This window comes from Mesorhizobium sp. M0408, from assembly GCF_040321495.1.
Classification (GTDB): Bacteria; Pseudomonadota; Alphaproteobacteria; order Rhizobiales; family Rhizobiaceae; genus Mesorhizobium.
The window spans coordinates 50284-66188 of record NZ_JAMYRO010000007.1 but is presented as its reverse complement, the minus strand read 5'-3'; the positions used below and the strand labels follow the sequence as shown (position 1 = coordinate 66188).

Annotated in this window: 15 protein-coding genes; 5 read left to right on the top strand and 10 right to left on the bottom strand. The window is 63.4% G+C overall.

Annotation, left to right across the window (positions count from 1 at the left end; all coding sequences use genetic code 11):
• Positions 1 to 84: 84 nt before the first annotated feature.
• Entirely contained in the window at positions 85 to 1059 is a 975-nt protein-coding gene (gene gcvA, locus NKI67_RS10420) for a transcriptional regulator GcvA (RefSeq protein ID WP_023676980.1), read from the bottom strand.
• A gap of 183 nt (positions 1060 to 1242) precedes the next feature.
• Between gcvA and speB the strand changes: the two genes are divergently transcribed.
• The 4 genes from speB to NKI67_RS10400 all read left to right on the top strand — a co-directional run bounded on the left by speB (position 1243) and on the right by NKI67_RS10400 (position 4582).
• The gene (speB, locus tag NKI67_RS10415; RefSeq protein ID WP_023676981.1) at positions 1243 to 2304 is read left to right on the top strand and encodes an agmatinase; all 1062 of its coding nucleotides are present in this window, start codon (positions 1243 to 1245) and stop codon (positions 2302 to 2304) included.
• A 137-nt stretch (positions 2305 to 2441) separates the two neighbouring features.
• Entirely contained in the window at positions 2442 to 3263 is an 822-nt protein-coding gene (locus tag NKI67_RS10410) for a transporter substrate-binding domain-containing protein (RefSeq protein ID WP_031211831.1), read from the top strand.
• 6 nt (positions 3264 to 3269) lie between these two features.
• A complete protein-coding gene (locus tag NKI67_RS10405) occupies positions 3270 to 3938 on the top strand; it encodes an amino acid ABC transporter permease (RefSeq protein ID WP_023676983.1) in 669 nt (222 codons plus the stop codon).
• Positions 3935 to 4582, top strand: a complete 648-nt coding sequence (locus NKI67_RS10400; protein ID WP_023676984.1) for an amino acid ABC transporter permease — start codon at positions 3935 to 3937, stop codon at positions 4580 to 4582. The genes NKI67_RS10405 and NKI67_RS10400 overlap by 4 nt, the downstream gene beginning before the upstream one ends.
• A gap of 16 nt (positions 4583 to 4598) precedes the next feature.
• On the opposite strand, the gene NKI67_RS10395 is transcribed toward NKI67_RS10400, so the two are convergent.
• Entirely contained in the window at positions 4599 to 6002 is a 1404-nt protein-coding gene (locus tag NKI67_RS10395) for an MATE family efflux transporter (protein WP_023676985.1), read from the bottom strand.
• Positions 6003 to 6235: 233 nt separating this feature from the next.
• Between NKI67_RS10395 and NKI67_RS10390 the strand changes: the two genes are divergently transcribed.
• Positions 6236 to 6817, top strand: coding sequence for a histidine phosphatase family protein (locus NKI67_RS10390; protein WP_023676986.1), 582 nt, complete (start codon positions 6236 to 6238; stop codon positions 6815 to 6817).
• A 14-nt stretch (positions 6818 to 6831) separates the two neighbouring features.
• Here the strand turns inward: NKI67_RS10390 and NKI67_RS10385 are convergent, their stop codons facing one another.
• The 8 genes from NKI67_RS10385 to NKI67_RS10350 all read right to left on the bottom strand — a co-directional run bounded on the left by NKI67_RS10385 (position 6832) and on the right by NKI67_RS10350 (position 15817).
• Entirely contained in the window at positions 6832 to 8418 is a 1587-nt protein-coding gene (locus NKI67_RS10385) for an FGGY-family carbohydrate kinase (RefSeq protein WP_023676987.1), read from the bottom strand.
• Positions 8415 to 9098, bottom strand: a complete 684-nt coding sequence (locus NKI67_RS10380) for an HAD family hydrolase (RefSeq protein WP_352588650.1) — start codon at positions 9096 to 9098, stop codon at positions 8415 to 8417. Before NKI67_RS10380 ends, NKI67_RS10385 begins: the two co-directional genes overlap by 4 nt.
• 15 nt (positions 9099 to 9113) lie before the next feature.
• Positions 9114 to 10592, bottom strand: coding sequence for a mannitol dehydrogenase family protein (locus tag NKI67_RS10375; protein ID WP_023676989.1), 1479 nt, complete (start codon positions 10590 to 10592; stop codon positions 9114 to 9116).
• A gap of 71 nt (positions 10593 to 10663) precedes the next feature.
• Positions 10664 to 11434 (bottom strand): L-iditol 2-dehydrogenase, encoded by a 771-nt coding sequence (locus NKI67_RS10370; protein ID WP_023676990.1) that lies wholly within the window; start codon positions 11432 to 11434, stop codon positions 10664 to 10666.
• On the bottom strand, positions 11431 to 12435 hold the full coding sequence (locus NKI67_RS10365; RefSeq protein WP_023676991.1) for an ABC transporter ATP-binding protein: 1005 nt from the start codon (positions 12433 to 12435) through the stop codon (positions 11431 to 11433). Before NKI67_RS10365 ends, NKI67_RS10370 begins: the two co-directional genes overlap by 4 nt.
• Before the next feature lie 51 nt (positions 12436 to 12486).
• A complete protein-coding gene (locus NKI67_RS10360) occupies positions 12487 to 13311 on the bottom strand; it encodes a carbohydrate ABC transporter permease (RefSeq protein WP_023676992.1) in 825 nt (274 codons plus the stop codon).
• Between the two features lie 208 nt (positions 13312 to 13519).
• Positions 13520 to 14392 (bottom strand): carbohydrate ABC transporter permease, encoded by an 873-nt coding sequence (locus tag NKI67_RS10355; RefSeq protein ID WP_023676993.1) that lies wholly within the window; start codon positions 14390 to 14392, stop codon positions 13520 to 13522.
• A gap of 114 nt (positions 14393 to 14506) precedes the next feature.
• Positions 14507 to 15817, bottom strand: a complete 1311-nt coding sequence (locus tag NKI67_RS10350; RefSeq protein ID WP_023676994.1) for an ABC transporter substrate-binding protein — start codon at positions 15815 to 15817, stop codon at positions 14507 to 14509.
• Positions 15818 to 15905: the final 88 nt, after the last annotated feature.

The following is a 15905-nucleotide window of genomic DNA, read 5'->3' as shown; positions in this document are numbered from 1 at the left end:
ATTTTTGAACGCGCCTCCCGCTTTGCGGGCTGGCCCGACAAAAAGAAGCCGCTGCGGCAAGCGGCGCCTACGGCAGTTTCGGCCTCAGGATGCGGTCTTGGCGCCGACCACCTTGAGCGCTGGACGCTTGCGGCGAATGCCGATGCGGCCTGCCACCGGCGCGTCGGCGCGGCGGTCGGCCTGCTCTTTCTCGGCAAACAGCCAGTCGATGAACAATTGCACGATCGGCGCCGACCGCATCTCGTTGCGGCAGACGACGTAGAAATCGTCGACGGCCGGCACGGAAAGACTGAACGGGGCGACAAGCAGGCCCCTGGCGAGCAGTCCGCTTGCCGTCACCGTATCGCCGAGCGCCACGCCATGGCCGTGGACAGCCGCCTCGGTCGCCATGCGCGCATCGCCGAGATGATGGCGGCGGCCGCGCTCCAGGTCCAGCGCGTCGGCGGCGGCCAGCCAGGTATGCCATTCGCGGCCGTCGTCGCCATGCAGGAAGACGTGATCGGCGAGGTCGCGGACGGTGCGGATCGGGCGGTTGTTGATCAGCGTCGGGCTGACCACCGGGAACAGTTCGAGGCCCGACCATTTGCGCATCCAGCAGTCGGTCCAGCTGCCGTCACCATAGTGCACGCAGACATCGATATGCGGTGCGCGGACATCCTTGGCATCATTGGATGGGATCAGCGTCAGCCTGATATCCGGATATTGCGAGGTGAAGCTGCCCAGCCGCGGGATCATCCACAGCAACAGTAGCGCCGGCACGCAGGATACAGAGAGAACGCCGGTGCTGGCCGGCCTCGTCATGCGCTGCGTGGCGGCGGCAATGCCGTCGAAGGCGGTCGACACCGCCGGCAGCAACTCGGCGCCGTGCGGCGTCAGCTTCACCCGCTGACCGGCACGCTCGAACAGCTTGACACCCAACGATTGCTCGAGCGCCTTGATCTGATGGCTGATGGCGCCGTGGGTGACGTTGAGCTCAGCCGCCGCCTTGCTCAGCGAGGCGTGGCGCGCCGTCGCCTCGAAGGCGCGCAGCGGGTTGAGCGGTGGCAAACGCTTGGCCATTTGGACCCTAGGCTCTGTGAGATTTTCTCACAGATAACACACTAACAATATCAATTGATTTTTCAATGCAGCTACGGGACACTTTGCCCAGGCATTGCATCAAGACGTGAAATCTGCAGGCAGCCGACGGCCGCGGCTATCGGGGCCGCTGTCCGCGCGCCGCACCAGCCATGGAGGACCGACATGGGTTACGACCGCGGCAAGCTCGAAGCGTTGCGCCGCAAATACGGCGAGAGCCATGGCGGCGAAATGTTCGACCCGAAATTCCAGCGTGTCGCCGACAAGATCTTCTCCAAGACCGGCACGCGACTGGCGCCCTATTCCGGCATCCCGACCTTCCTCGCGGCGCCCTATCGTGAAATCGCCGCCGACAATCCGGATTTCGGCGATCTGCAGGTGGCGATGATCGGTGTGCCGATGGATCTGGGCGTCACCAACCGGCCGGGCGCCCGTTTCGGGCCAAGGGCGCTGCGCGCCATCGAGCGCATCGGCCCCTACAACCATGTGCTGGAATGCGCGCCGACGCATGAGCTGAAGGTCGCCGACATCGGCGACGTGCCGTTCCAGAGCCGCTACCGGCTGGAGACCAGCCATGACGACATCGAACGCCGCACCAACCAGATCGTCGACGCCGGCGTCCTGCCCTTGTCTGTCGGCGGCGACCATTCGATCAGCCACCCGATCCTGAAGGCTGTCGGCAAGAGGGCGCCGGTGGGCATGATCCATATCGACGCGCACTGCGATACCAGCGGCCTTTTCGACATGACCAAGTTCCACCATGGCGGGCCGTTCCGCAACGCGGTGCTGGACGGCGTGCTCGATCCGAGCCGCACCATCCAGATCGGCATTCGTGGCTCGGCCGAATATCTGTGGGAGTTCACCTATGAGTCCGGCATGACCGTCGTGCATGCCGAAGAGGTGACCGGCCTCGGCATTCCCGCCATTATCGAGAAGGCGCGCAGGATAGTCGGCGACGGCCCGACCTATGTCTCCTTCGACATCGACAGCATCGATCCGGCCTTCGCGCCGGGCACCGGCACACCGGAAGTCGGCGGGCTGACGACGCGCGAAGTGCTCGAGCTGCTGCGCGGCCTGAAGGGACTCAACATCGTCGGCGGCGACGTGGTCGAGGTGGCGCCGCAATACGACGCGACCACCAACACGGCGCATGCCGGCGCGCAGGTGCTGTTCGAGATCCTCAGCCTGATGGTTTTCAGCCCGGCAATCACCGGCAAGGCGGGCTGACACGCTCGACCATGAGCCCGAAAAGTGGGAACCGGTTTTCGGAGAAGATCATGGTCCACTAGAGAATCCAAAGGCGACCGCCGCGCTGGAGCCGGCGGTTGCACTCAAACAAACAAGCTTCCAGCAGGGGAATGACAATGACGCTTCACATGAAGACACTTCACATCAAGCTAAAATCAACCTTCGCCGCCATGCTGATGTTCGGCGCGGCCAGTTTCGGTTTCACTCAGGCCGCCAATGCAGACGCGATCGACGACATCACCAAGGCAGGCGCGATCAATGTCGGTATCTTTTCCGACTTCCCGCCCTTCTCCTCGGCCAGCGCCGACATGAGCATCAAGGGCTACGACATCGACGTGGCGCAGTTCATCGCCGACCAGCTCAAGGTCAAGCTCAATCTGGTCAGCGTGACCGGCCAGAACCGCATCCCGTACCTTACCGACAAGCGCGTCGACCTGCTGATGAGCGTCGGCTATTCCAAGGAGCGAGAGCAGGTGATCGATTTCGCCGCCGCCTACGCGCCCTATTACATCGCCGTCATCGGCCCGGCAGCTCTTGCGGTCAAAGGCAAGGAAGACCTCGCCGACAAGTCGATCGCCGTCAATCGCGGCACGCTGGAGGATACCTCGCTGACCGAGGCGGCACCGGCCTCGGCCGACATCCGCCGCTTCGACAACTATAATTCCGTCATCCAGGCCTTCATTTCGGGCCAGACCCAGCTGATGGTGGTCGGCAACGATGTCGGCGCCCAGGTGCTCGCCCGCCAAGAGGCGCTGAAGCCGGAGCAGAAATTCCAGCTTCTCACCTCGCCCTCGCATATCGGCCTCAACAAGAAGGAAGACCGCCTCAAGCAAGCGGTCAACGATGCGGTTGCCAAGATGCTGGCCGAAGGCAGACTGGACGAAAGCTCGAAGGCCTGGCTGAAGACGCCGCTCGATCCCGCCAATCTCAAGGATTGATCGCCGGTGACCTATAGCCTCGACTTCGGCTGGCTTGCCGGGGCGACAGGGGCGATCGCGCGCGGCGCGGCCACGACGATCCTGTTGATCGCTGTGACCACGCTGGCGGGAACGTTGCTCAGCATCCTCGGCGCCGCAGGGCGGCGGAACGGTCCGCTCCTGCTCAAGCGGGCGATCGGCGTCTATGTCGAGGTGATCCGCAACACGCCGTTCCTGGTGCAGCTATTCTTCATCTTCTTCGGGCTGCCCAGCATCGGCGTCAGGCTCGATCCGGTGCTGGCAGCCATGCTGGCGATGACGCTCAACATGGCTGCCTATACGATCGAGATCGTTGGCGCCGGGCTCGACGCGGTGCCGCCCGGGCAGACGGAAGCGGCACTGGCGCTTGGGCTCAGGCCGCGCCAGGTCTTCATCAAGATCGTGCTGCCGCAGGCGCTCAAGGTGATCTATCCGGCGCTGACCAGCCAGATCGTCATCATGATGCTGGAATCCGCCGTGGTATCGCAGATCGCCGTTCGCGAGCTGACCTATGAAGCCGACATGCTGCAGGCGCGCACGTTCCGGGCTTTCGAGACCTATTTCATCGTGACGATGGTCTATCTCATCCTGTCGATTGGGCTGCGCCGGCTGCTGGTCGGCGGCGGGCGCCGGCTTCTCGGAGCCGGCGTGTCATGATCGAATTCACCTTCTGGGACATTCTGCGCAACCTGCTGCTGGCGGCGCGCTGGACGGTGCTCTTGTCGCTGGCCGCCTTTGTCGGCGGGGCCGTGGTCGGCATGATCGTGTTGTTCTTCCGGATCGCCAAGAATAAATGGGCGCGCCGGTTTGCCTCCGGCTACATCGCGCTTTTCCAGGGCACGCCGCTGCTGATGCAGCTCTTCCTGATGTTCTTCGGCTTGCCGATGCTGGGCCTGCGCATCGAGCCGTGGACCGCGGCGGTGCTTGGCCTGACCTTCTTTGCCAGCGCCTATCTCGCCGAGATCTGGCGCGGCGGCGTCGATGCACTGCCGCGCGGCCAGTGGGACGCCGGCGCCAGCCTCGGCCTGCACTATCTGCAGGAACTCCGGCTGATCATCTTGCCTCAGGCGTTTTCGATCACCCGCGCACCGACCGTCGGCTTTCTGGTGCAGCTGATCAAGTCGACCGCGCTGACGTCGATCATCGGTTTCGAGGAGCTGGTGAGGACATCCAACGCGATCAACAATGCGACCTTCGAACCGTTCAAAGTCTATGGGCTGGTAGCGCTGATCTTCTTCGTCATGTGCTTTCCGCTGACGCAATACGCACGTTTGCTCGAGCAGCGGGCGGCGGCCCGCTGAGCGGGCGACCAGCAATTCAACGCCCGAATACCAGCGGCGGCGCGATCCTGTCACGCCGCAGCCAGCGCCCTAGCAAGAGCGCCGCAACCACCGCCAGTCCCGACGACAGGCCGATCCAGATGCCGACGCCGTTGAAGCCGAAACGGAAGGCCAGCAGCACGCCGAGCGGCAGCCCGATGCCCCAATATCCGATCGCGGCATAGATCATCGGCACCTTGGTGTCGTGCAGGCCGCGCAGCATGCCGCTGGCGACCGCCTGCGCACCGTCAAAAACCTGGAACAGCGCGGCAAAGGCGAGGAACGACACGGCAAGCGCCACCACCTCGGCATTAGCCGGATTGCCCAGATCGATGAAGGCGCCGATCAAGAGATGCGGCCACAGGATCATCACCAGCCCCATCAGCGCCATGAAGGAGACACCGACGACATAGGCGGTCCAGCCAGCCCGGCTGACACCTTCCGGATTGCCGGCGCCGTGGGCAAGTCCGACGCGCACAGTCACCGCCTGGTTGAGGCCGAGCGGCACCATGAAGGTGATCGAGGCAATCTGGATGGCGATCGCATGGGCGGCAAGCGAAGCGGCATCGATCAGGCCCATGAGAAAGGCCGCCGCGTTGAAGATCGTCACCTCGAACGCCAGCAGGCCGGCGATCGGCAGGCCGAGCCGCAGCAGGCCCTTGAAGCGCGGCCAATCGGCGCGCCAGAAGCGTCCGAACAGACGATAGCGCCGGAATTCCTTCTCAAGCATCACCACCGCCGCCATGCCGGCGAACATCAACGTGCTGGACAGAGTGGTGGCGAGGCCGGAGCCGGCGATGCCCATCGATTGGATGCCGAGATTACCGAACATGAACAGCCAGTTGAAGAAGGCATTGCAGGCGACGGCAACGAAGACGATGATCAGCGCCCAGCCCGGCCGCTCCAGCGCCGAAATGAACGAGCGCAGGACGATGTAGCCGAAAAAGGGCAGCACCGCCCATTCGAGCCAGCGCAGATAGATGCCCGCCTGGTGCGCCAGCGCCGGTTCCTGACCCATGGCCAGCAACACGCTCTCGCCGTGCCAGAGAAGGGCCCATATCGGAATGCAAATGAGGATCGCCAGCCACAGACCCTGGCGCACGGTGCGGCGCAGGTCGCGCACCGAGTGCCGGCGACGGCCGAGCTCGGTCGCCATCATCGGCGAGGTCGCCAGCATCAGGCCGAGCCCGAAGATGAGCGGCATGAAGTAGAGGTTGGCACCAAGCGCACCGCTGGCCAGCGTGTCCGGCCCCAGCCGCCCCATCATCATGACGTCGGTAGCGGTCATCGCGGTCTGGCCGAGATTGGTCAGCACCATCGGCCAGGCGAGCGCCAGCATCGCCCTGATTTCCCGACGCCAAAGGTTTTCCGGCGCGCGAGCGTCGGCTTCGATCGCAGACATTCTAGTTTTCCGCCTATCCGATTGCGGCACGTCGGCAAGAGCCGGAAGCCGCGTCTCAGCGCGGAAAATGGCCAAGACCGGCCGGATTCCGCATTACGACGGGTTTGTCTATCAAATGGGCACCGGTGGCAAGAGGCTGACTTGCGGAAGGGTTAAGCCAGTCGGTTCAATGCAGGCTATTGGAGAGGCTATGGAAGCCGCTATGGTCGCGGCAGATCCATTTGAAAGGCAGCCTGATGAGCGCGTTTCCCGAAATCTATCTGGTTCGGCATGGCGAGACGGAATGGAGTGCGTCCGGAAAACATACCGGCCGAACCGACATACCGCTGACGCCGACCGGCGAGGAAGCGGCAAGGCGAATCGCTGAGCGGCTCGAGGGCCTCTCCGTCTCGGCGGTGTGGTCGAGCCCGTCGCAGCGCGCCTTCAACACCTGTGCGCTGGCCGGCTTCGGCTCGTCAGGCGTGAAGAAGGACGATCTGGCGGAGTGGGATTATGGTGCCTATGAGGGATTGACCACCAAGCAAATCCTCGCCGAGCGCCCCGGCTGGCGTCTCTTTCGCGACGGCTGCCCGAGCGGCGAGTCCGCCACGGATGTCGGCTCGAGGGCGGACCGGATCGTCAGCCAGTTGCGCGAGGTCGACAGCAATGTCCTGGTCTTCTCAAGCTCGCATTTCCTTAGGGTGCTGGCCGCACGCTGGCTCGGCCTGCCGCCGCAAGCCGGCACGTTTTTCGTGCTGGATACCGCCAGCATAAGCGGGCTCGGTTATGAGCACGACCTTGACGAGCCGGTCATCCGGCGCTGGAACCAGAGATAGCAACCGATCCCGATTTATCGGATCGCGTCCAGCGCCTGCCTTTGCCTGTGCATTTCGAGAAACACGCGGTAGTCGCGATCGAACCGGCCGGCGGCAGCCGGATTTGGCTCTCGCGTCCTGCCGCCCTGTTGCATGGCGACGCAGGCAGCGTTCAAATCGGGAAAAAGCCTGGCCGCGGTGGCGGCAATCATGCCGGTGCCGAGCAGCACCGCCTCGTCCGCCAGCGGCTCGACCACCGTGCAGCCGGTGGCATCGGCATAGAGCTCCATCAACAGCGGGTTCTTGGTGTGGCCGCCGGTGACGTGCAGTGTGTCGATCAGATAGCCGTTCTCGTTCAGCGCTTCCAGCACGTGACGGACGCCAAGCGCGATGCTGACGGCGGTGCGCCAGTAGAGCTTGCACAGACTGTCGAAGGAGGCATCCAGCGTCAGCCCGCTGATGACGCCGACGGCATGCGGGTCGGCGAGCGGCGAGCGGTTGCCGTGAAAATCGGGCAGTACGTGCAGCCTTGCGGCGAGGTTGTCGCCCTCGGCGGCGCGCAGCTCGGCGACGCGGTGGGCAATCCTGGCATGCATGGCGGCATCCGGCTCGCCGCCGGCGCCATGCCAGCGGATGATGTGGTCGAGCAGCGCGCCGGTGGCCGACTGGCCACCTTCCGACAGCCACAGGCCGGGAAGGGCTGCGCCATAATATGGGCCCCAGACACCGGCGAAAGGCTGCGGATCGGGCGACATCGCCATGACGCAACTCGACGTACCGGCAATCAGGGCCAGATGGCGGCCGATGTTCGTCGCGTCACCGGCGAAACCGCCGAGCACGCCAAGCGCGCCGGCATAGGCATCGATGACGCCGGCGCCGACCCGGCATTTTTCGGTGAGGCCAAGCTCCGTCGCGGCTTGCGCGCCGAGCGGGCCGATATCGGCACCGACCGGGCTTGCCTTTTCCGGCAGGTTGCCGTGCTCAAAGATATCGCCGAGCCCGACGGCTTCGAAGAAGTCGCGCCGCCAGCCGGTCGCTTCATGGGCTAGATAGGTCCATTTGGCGGTCAGCGTGCATTGTGAACGGGAGAGCGAGCCGCTTGCCTTCCAGGTGAGGAAGTCGGTGAGGTCGAATAGATAGCCGGCTTCGTTCCATGTTCCGGGCAGGTTGCGCTTCAGCCACATCAGCTTCGGCGTCTCCATTTCCGGCGACATGACGCCGCCGATATAGTCGAGCACAGCGTGGCCGCTTTCAGTGCATTCGTCGGCCTCGGCAATTGCGCGATGGTCGAGCCAGACAATGGTGTCCCAGCGCCTTTCACCAGTGACGGACACGCTGAGCTGGCCGCCATGCCGGTCTCGCACCACCAGCGAGCAGGTGGCATCAAAGGAGATGCCGACGATATCCTCGGCCCGCACGCCCGCCTTTTCGCGGGCAGCGCGGACGGCCATGCACACCGCCGACCATATATCCTGCGAATCGTGCTCGGCATGGTCGGCCTTCGGCTGCTGCATTGCGATCGGGTGCTCGGCGCGGCCGAGCAAGGCGCCACTGGTGTCGAGAATGCCGGCACGAGCGCTTCCGGTGCCGACATCGACCGCGCAAACGAAACTGTTGGTCAAGGTGTTCTTGCTCTCGCTCCCAAGCCTGCAATCAGATCGGGCAATTGCAGCATGTCAGCGAATATAAAGTCCGGCTCACTCGACGCAAGCCGCGCTTTCAATGCCGGGTTGCCGGTGTGCGAGCCGCCGGTGAAGGCAAGGACGCGCATGCCGGCCGCCCGCGCCGCTTCGATGCCGGCCGGGCTGTCCTCGACGACGAGGCAGTTTCGCGGGGCCGCTCTCATTTTATCTGCTGCGTGGAGAAAGAGATCGGGCGCCGGTTTGCCCCGCGCCACCATGGCGGCGCTGAACAAATGCGGCTCCAGCAGCCCAAGCAACCCGGTGACGGCGAGCGCATAGCGGATGCGTTCCAGGGTGCCGGAGGAGGCGACGCAGCACGGTACGCCGAGCCTCGGCAGGACCTGTGCGATACCTGGCATCGGTTTCAGCTCCTCGCGGAATCTGCGCATCAGTTCGGAGCGCATCTCGGTCAGATGCTGGTCGGTGAGATCGAGCCCGAAGTCGCTTGCGAGGATTTCGCGGACGCTCTTCATGCTCTTGCCGAGGAAGTGCTCGTAGGCAATGTCCTCGCTGACGTTGCCGCCGGCAAGCGCGATCATCTCCAGCAATGCCGAGACGGACAGCATCTCACTGTCCACCAGCACGCCGTCACAGTCGAAAATGACCAGTTCAGGCGTCATCGCGCTGGATCGGCTTCAGAGGTCGCCGGCGAGATAGCGCGTCAGTGTCGCGCGCGCGCCGTCCGCCCACAGCAGTCTCAGCGCTTGGCCGAAGGCTTCAGCGAACGGCGGCGAGCGGCCGACATCGCCATAGATGTCCTCCATGGCAAGCCAGGCGGCAGGCATGTCCCTGGCCGCCTTGGCCGTCGCCTGCAACCGGCCCCAGTTCGGGTCGTTGGGCTCGGTGACGGCACCGGAATCCGTCGTGCCGAAGCAGTAGCGACACCAGAGCGCCGATTCCAGCGCAAGGCCGGTGACACTTTTGCCAGCCTTCAGCCGGTCGGCGATGGTCGGGATGATGAATTTCGGCTGGCGGTTGGAGCCGTCGAGGCAAAGCCGGCGTATGGTGTCGCCGATCTTCGGATTGGAGAAGCGGTGCTCGATGAGCTGGTAGTAATCTTCGAGGTCGGTGTCCGGAACCGGCGGCACGGTCGGGATGATTTCGTCATACTCGAGCTTGTCGAGGAAGCCGCGTACCAGCGGCTCCTGCATCGCCTCATGGACGAAATGGATGTCCATCAGCCCGGCCGGATAGGCGATGGTCGCATGGCCGCCATTGAGGATGCGGATCTTCATCAGCTCATAGGGCGCGACTTCGCTGACGAACTGCACGCCGACCTTTTCCAGCGGCGGGCGGCCGTCGGTGAAACGGTCCTCCAGCACCCATTGCTTGAACGGTTCGCAAAACACCGGCCAATTGTCGTCGAGGCCGAACTCGCTGGAGAGAATGCCGCGCTCGCGGTCGGTGGTGGCCGGCGTGATGCGGTCGACCATGCCATTGGGAAAGGCAACGTTCTCGCTCACCCAGTTTGCCAAACCTTCGTCGATCAGCCGCGCAAGGCCGATGACGCCATCTGAGGTGACGTGGCCGTTATGGGGGATGTTGTCGCAGGACATGATTGTGAAGGGCACGATACCGTCGGCGCGGCGGCGCAGCAGCCCGGCGAGGACGAGGCCGAAGACGGTCTTCGGCGTCGCCCCCGGCTCAGCGTCGGCAACGATGTCGGGATGTGTCGGATTGAAGACGCCGGATGCCGGATCGATGAAATAGCCGCCCTCGGTAATGGTCAGGGAGACGATCTTGATCGCCGGATCGGCAAGCCGCTCGACGATTGCGGCCGCATCGCCCGGCACCAGGAAGTCGATCATGACGCCGGTGACGCGCGCGCTCATATGGCCGCTGTCCTGCTCGACCACGGTGGTCAGCCAGTCCTGCTCCTGCAACTTGCCGCGGCCGACCTTCTCGCCCTCGAAGACGCCGGCGCCAACAATGGCCCAGTCGTGGCCGACACCCGAATTGAACAGGTCGTCGAGATAGACGGCCTGGTGCGAGCGATGGAAATTGCCGACGCCGAAATGCACGATGCCGGCCTTGAGCGCGGCGCGATCATATTTCGGGCCGGCGACCTTGGGCGGCAGCTTGGCGAGGATGGAAGAAGAGAGTTTCACGGTCATCTGCTTTTACCCTTTAGCGGGACGGCTCTTCCCCCCGTGGAGGAGACGGGGGGAAGAGCGCCTTCGCCCCCTCAACTCATCCACTGGCCGCCATCGACATTATAGGTCTGGGCGACGATGTACTCGGCCTCATCGCTGGCCAGGAACACCGCCATGCCGGTGAGGTCTTGCGCCGTGCCCATGCGGCCATAAGGCACGGCTTCGCCGACCAGCCTCTTCTTCTCGCCCCTCGGCCGGTTCTCGAACTTGGCGAACAAGGCATCGACATGGTCCCAATGCTCGCCGTCGACGACACCCGGGGCGATGGCATTGACGTTGATGCGGTGTTTGATCAGGTCGAGCCCTGCCGACTGGGTGAGCGAGATGACCGCCGCCTTGGTGGCGCAGTAGACGGTGACCAGCGCCTCGCCGCGGCGCCCGGCCTGGCTCGCCATGTTGATGATCTTGCCGCCCTTGCCCCGGGCAATCATCGAACGGGCGGCGGCCTGCAACGTAAACAGCGTGCCGGCGACGTTGACCGAAAACAATTTGTCGTAGCTTGTCTTGGTGATCTCGACGATCGGCGCCAGGTCGAACAAAGCAGCGTTGTTGATCAAGATATCCAGGCCGCCGGCCCTGGCTTCGACCGCCTTGACGGCCTCATCGATAGACGCGAGATCGGTGACGTCGAGCTTTACCGCGTAGGCGTTGCGGCCGATTTCCGAAGCCGTCTTCTCGGCGGCTTCGAGATTGATGTCGCCAATCGCGACCGTCGCCCCTTCGCGCATGTAGGCTTCGGCAAACGCCCTGCCGATGCCGCGCGCCGATCCGGTAATCAGCGCCGATTTGCCCCGGAGCCTCATTGCAGCATCGCCTTCCCGTCGGCGCCGAAACGATGCAGCTTGGCCTTTTCCGGCGTCAGGTAGATCGTGTCGCCGTGATGGGCGGCCAACTCGCCGTCGGCACGCACCGTCAGCTGCCCGACACCATCCGCCTGGACGTGCAAAAACGTGTCGGAGCCGAGATGCTCGGCAACCCCGACCGTCGCCTTCCAGTCGCCTGACGTCTTCGAAATGTTCATATGCTCCGGGCGGATGCCGACTGTCTTGGCGCCATATTTGGCGGCCGGCGCGCCTTCGATCAGGTTCATCTTCGGCGAACCTATGAAGCCGGCGACGAACAGGTTCTTCGGTGTCTTATAGAGCTCCATCGGCGAGCCGACCTGCTCGATATTGCCGGCATTGAGCACGACGATCTTGTCGGCCATGGTCATCGCCTCGATCTGGTCGTGGGTGACGTAGACCATGGTGGTCTTGAGCTGGTGATGCAGCTCGCTGATCTCCAGCCGCATGGTGCCGCGCAGCGCCGCGTCGAGATTGGACAAAGGCTCGTCGAACAGGAAGGCCGACGGCTGGCGCACGATGGCGCGGCCGATGGCGACGCGTTGCCGCTGGCCGCCGGAGAGCTGGCCGGGGCGGCGGTCGAGGTAGTTGGTGAGGTTCAGGATCCGCGCGGCGTCCTTCACCTTCTTGTCGATGGTCGCCTGGTCTTCGCCCGCCATCTTCAGCGGGAAGGCGATGTTCTTGGCCACCGTCATGTGCGGGTAGAGCGCATAGGACTGGAACACCATAGCCAGCTTGCGCTTGGCCGGCGCCTCGCCGGTGACGTCGCGACCATCGATGATGATGGTGCCGCCGCTGGTATCCTCGAGACCGGCGATCAGACGCAACAGGGTGGATTTGCCGCAGCCCGACGGGCCGACGAAGACGACGAACTCTCCGTCCTCGATGACCAGATCGAGGCCGGGGATGATGGACGTCGCCCCGAAGGATTTGGAGACGTTCTTGAGCGTGATGTTTCCCATGGTTTCCTCCCCCGAAGGGCTATCTTTTCGTTTTGCGTCAGGCGATGCCCGCTACTTTACCGCGCCGAATGTCAGGCCTCGGACCAGCTGCTTCTGGCTGAACCAGCCCATGATCAGTATCGGCGCGATCGCCAGCGTCGAGGCGGCCGAAAGCTTGGCCCAGAACAGCCCCTGCGGGCTGGAGAAGGAGCTGATGAAAGCGGTGAGCGGCGCGGCCTCGGTGGTGGTCAGCCGGATCGTCCAGAACGCCTCGTTCCAGGCGAGAATGATGTTGAGCAGCATGGTCGAGGCGATGCCGGGGACCGCCATCGGCGTCAGCACGTAGATGATCTCGTTCCAGAGCGATGCGCCGTCCATGCGCGCCGCTTCCAGGATCTCGCCCGGGATCTCGCGAAAATAGGTGTAAAGCATCCAGACCACGATCGGCAGGTTGATCAGCATCAGCATGACCATCAGGCCGATGCGGCTGTCGAGCAGACCGGTATCGCGGAAGATCAGATAGATCGGAAACAGCACGGCGACGGCCGGCATCATCTTGGTGGAAAGCATCCACATCAGGATGTCCTTGGTGCGTTTGCCCGGCGAAAACGCCATCGACCATGCCGCCGGTATGGCGACGAGCAGAGCCAGGATGGTCGAGCCGACCGACAGGAACACCGAGTTCAGGAAGAATTTGAAATAGCCGTTCTGCGCCTGGACCTCGGAATAGCTCTCCGTGGTTCCCGACGGGAACAGGTTGAAGCCCTGGATAGCCTCCTGCTCCGATTTGAACGAGGTGATGATCGTATAGAGGATCGGGAAGAAGATCAGCAGCGCGACGATCCAGGCGGCCGCGGTAGCAATCGTCTTGTGCTGGGTGGTGACTGCACGTGCCATGGTCAGGTCCTCCCTATCGGCGATGTTGGCGGCAGGGTCGACCCCCACTCCGGTTTGCTGCGCAAACCACCTCTCCCCCGATCGACGGGGTAGAGGAAGGGCGCGGCTTCGATGCAGGCGTTTTCCTCTCTCCCGGGCAGGGGGAGAGGTGTCCCGCGCAGCGGGACGGAGTGGGGGTGGTTCAGCGCACGTGCCATCTTATCCTCCCTTATTTATCCAGGTTCTTGCCGACAGCGCGCATGGCGAAGAAGGCAACGATGTTGGCGAGAATGACGGCAATGATACCGCCGGCGGACGCCTGGCCGATTTTGAACTCCAGCAATGCCTTCTGATAGACGAGGAAGGGCAGGTTGGTGGAGGCGTAACCCGGGCCGCCATTGGTGGTGACGAGGATCTCGGCATAGACCGACAGCAGGAAGATCGTCTGGATCAGGATGACGACGGTTATGGCGCGCGACATATGAGGCAGCGTCAAATAGATGAAGCGGCTGATGAAGCCGGCGCCGTCCATTTCGGCGGCTTCCTTCTGCTCGACGTCGAGCGACTGAAGCGCGGTCAACAGGATCAGCGTAGCAAACGGCAGCCATTGCCAGGCAACGATGATGATGATCGCCAGGAGCGGGTGCTGCCCGAACCAATCGATCGGCTGCCCGCCGAAGAAGCGCGCAATATCGGCGAAAACCCCGTACTGCGGATGCATGATCATGTTCTTCCAGACCAGTGCTGCCACCGGTGGCATGACGAAGAACGGCGAGATGACAAGGATGCGGACGATGCCCTGTCCCCACATCGGCTGATCGAGCAGAAGGGCGAGCAGAATACCGCCGATCACCGTGATCAAAAGCACGCTGACGACGATGGTGAGCGTGTTGAGGATCGACTGCAGGAATGCCGGGTTGGAATAGAACAGCGCGTAGTTCGAAAACCCGACGAAGCCGTCGCGCATCGGATTGAGCGGGTTGTATTGCTGGAAGGAAAACCACAGCGTGAATGCCAGCGGCACAATCATCCAGACCAGCAGCAGCACCACGGATGGCGCCATCATGAAACGGGCAAGCGAACGGGTCTGCTGAGTAGCCATGACGGTCACCCTTCGAGGTCGGCCAAGTTTTTCAGCGGTGTGAAAGCTGGCCGCCCGAACTGGGATTCGGGCGGCCGTTGCCGGTCGCCATTGGCAACCGGCACCCGGAGGAGCTTACTTGATGTAACCGCCCTCGGTCATCGTCGCGGTGGCGGCGTCCTGCGCCTGCTTCAAGGCATCGTCGACGCTCGACTGGCCGGCAAGTGCCGCCGAGAAGAGCTGGCCGACGGTGGTGCCGAGACCCTGGAACTCAGGAATGGCGACGAACTGGACGCCGACATAAGGCACCGGCTTGACGGTCGGGTGCGTCGGATCGGCGGAGTTGATCGAGTCCAGCGTCATCTTGGCGAAAGGTGCTGCCTTCTGGTATTCGGGATTGGCATAGAGCGACGAGCGCGTTCCCGGCGGAACGTTGGCCCAGCCTTCCTTCGAGGCGACGAGCTCGGCATAGTGCTTGCTGGTTGCCCAGGATACGAACTTTTGAGCGGCGTCGGCCTTCTGCGTGCCGGCGGGGATGGCTAGCGACCATGCCCACAGCCAATTGCCGCGCTTGCCGAGGCCATTGTCCGGCGCCAGCGCATAGCCGACCTTGTCGGCGACGGTGGAGTTCTTCGGGTCGGAAACGAAGGAGGCAGCGACGGTAGCGTCGATCCACATGCCGCATTTGCCCTGCTGGAACAGCGCCAGGTTTTCGTTGAAGCCGTTGGACGACGCGCCCTCGGGGCCGTCGGCCTTCATCAGGTCGACATAGAACTGCAGCGTGTTCTTCCATTCGGGCTGGTCGAATTGCGGCTTCCAGTTCTCGTCGAACCAGCGCGCGCCGAACGAGTTCGACATGGCGGTCAGGAAGGCCATGTTCTCGCCCCAGCCGGCCTTGCCGCGCAGGCAGACGCCGTTCACGCCGTTGGCGCGGTCGGTCATCTTGTCGGCGGCCTGCTTGATGAAGTCCCAGGTCGGTGCATCGGGCATCTTGAGCCCGGCCTTTTCCATCAGGTCCTTGCGGTACATGACGAAGGAGCTTTCGCCGTAGAACGGGGCTGCGTAGAGCTTGCCGTCGACCGACAGGCCGCCGGCTATGGCCGGGATGATGTCCTTGACGTCGTAATCGTCGCCGAGTTTGTCGAGCGGCAAAAGCCAGTTCTGCTTGGCCCAGATCGGCACTTCATAGGTGCCGATAGTCATCACGTCGTACTGGCCACCCTTGGTGGCGATGTCGGTGGTGACGCGCTCGCGCAGGACGTTTTCCTCGAGCGTGACCCACTGCAGCTGAATGTCGGGATTTTTGGCGGTGAAGTCGTCGGTCAGCTTCTGCATGCGGACCATGTCGCCATTGTTGACCGTGGCGATGGTGATGGATTCGGCATGCGCGGCGAAAGCGAGGGCGCTGGCCGAGAACAGGCCTAGGGTGAACGTGCGAAGTTTCATCAAAATTCCTCCCATAAACCAAGATGAGCATTTGCCTTGGCTGTGAGCAATTACTCACTTGCGATGAATTATGTCAAGACGGATTCGT

Bases quoted from the DNA above. Each gene is read 5' to 3' on its own strand.
- gcvA (WP_023676980.1), bottom strand. From the start codon at position 1,059: ATGGCCAAGCGTTTGCCACCGCTCAACCCGCTGCGCGCCTTCGAGGCG.
- speB (WP_023676981.1), top strand. From the start codon at position 1,243: ATGGGTTACGACCGCGGCAAGCTCGAAGCGTTGCGCCGCAAATACGGC.
- NKI67_RS10410 (WP_031211831.1), top strand. From the start codon at position 2,442: ATGACGCTTCACATGAAGACACTTCACATCAAGCTAAAATCAACCTTC.
- NKI67_RS10400 (WP_023676984.1), top strand. From the start codon at position 3,935: ATGATCGAATTCACCTTCTGGGACATTCTGCGCAACCTGCTGCTGGCG.
- NKI67_RS10395 (WP_023676985.1), bottom strand. From the start codon at position 6,002: ATGTCTGCGATCGAAGCCGACGCTCGCGCGCCGGAAAACCTTTGGCGT.
- NKI67_RS10380 (WP_352588650.1), bottom strand. From the start codon at position 9,098: ATGACGCCTGAACTGGTCATTTTCGACTGTGACGGCGTGCTGGTGGAC.
- NKI67_RS10375 (WP_023676989.1), bottom strand. From the start codon at position 10,592: ATGACCGTGAAACTCTCTTCTTCCATCCTCGCCAAGCTGCCGCCCAAG.
- NKI67_RS10370 (WP_023676990.1), bottom strand. From the start codon at position 11,434: ATGAGGCTCCGGGGCAAATCGGCGCTGATTACCGGATCGGCGCGCGGC.
- NKI67_RS10365 (WP_023676991.1), bottom strand. From the start codon at position 12,435: ATGGGAAACATCACGCTCAAGAACGTCTCCAAATCCTTCGGGGCGACG.
- NKI67_RS10360 (WP_023676992.1), bottom strand. From the start codon at position 13,311: ATGGCACGTGCAGTCACCACCCAGCACAAGACGATTGCTACCGCGGCC.
- NKI67_RS10355 (WP_023676993.1), bottom strand. From the start codon at position 14,392: ATGGCTACTCAGCAGACCCGTTCGCTTGCCCGTTTCATGATGGCGCCA.
- NKI67_RS10350 (WP_023676994.1), bottom strand. From the start codon at position 15,817: ATGAAACTTCGCACGTTCACCCTAGGCCTGTTCTCGGCCAGCGCCCTC.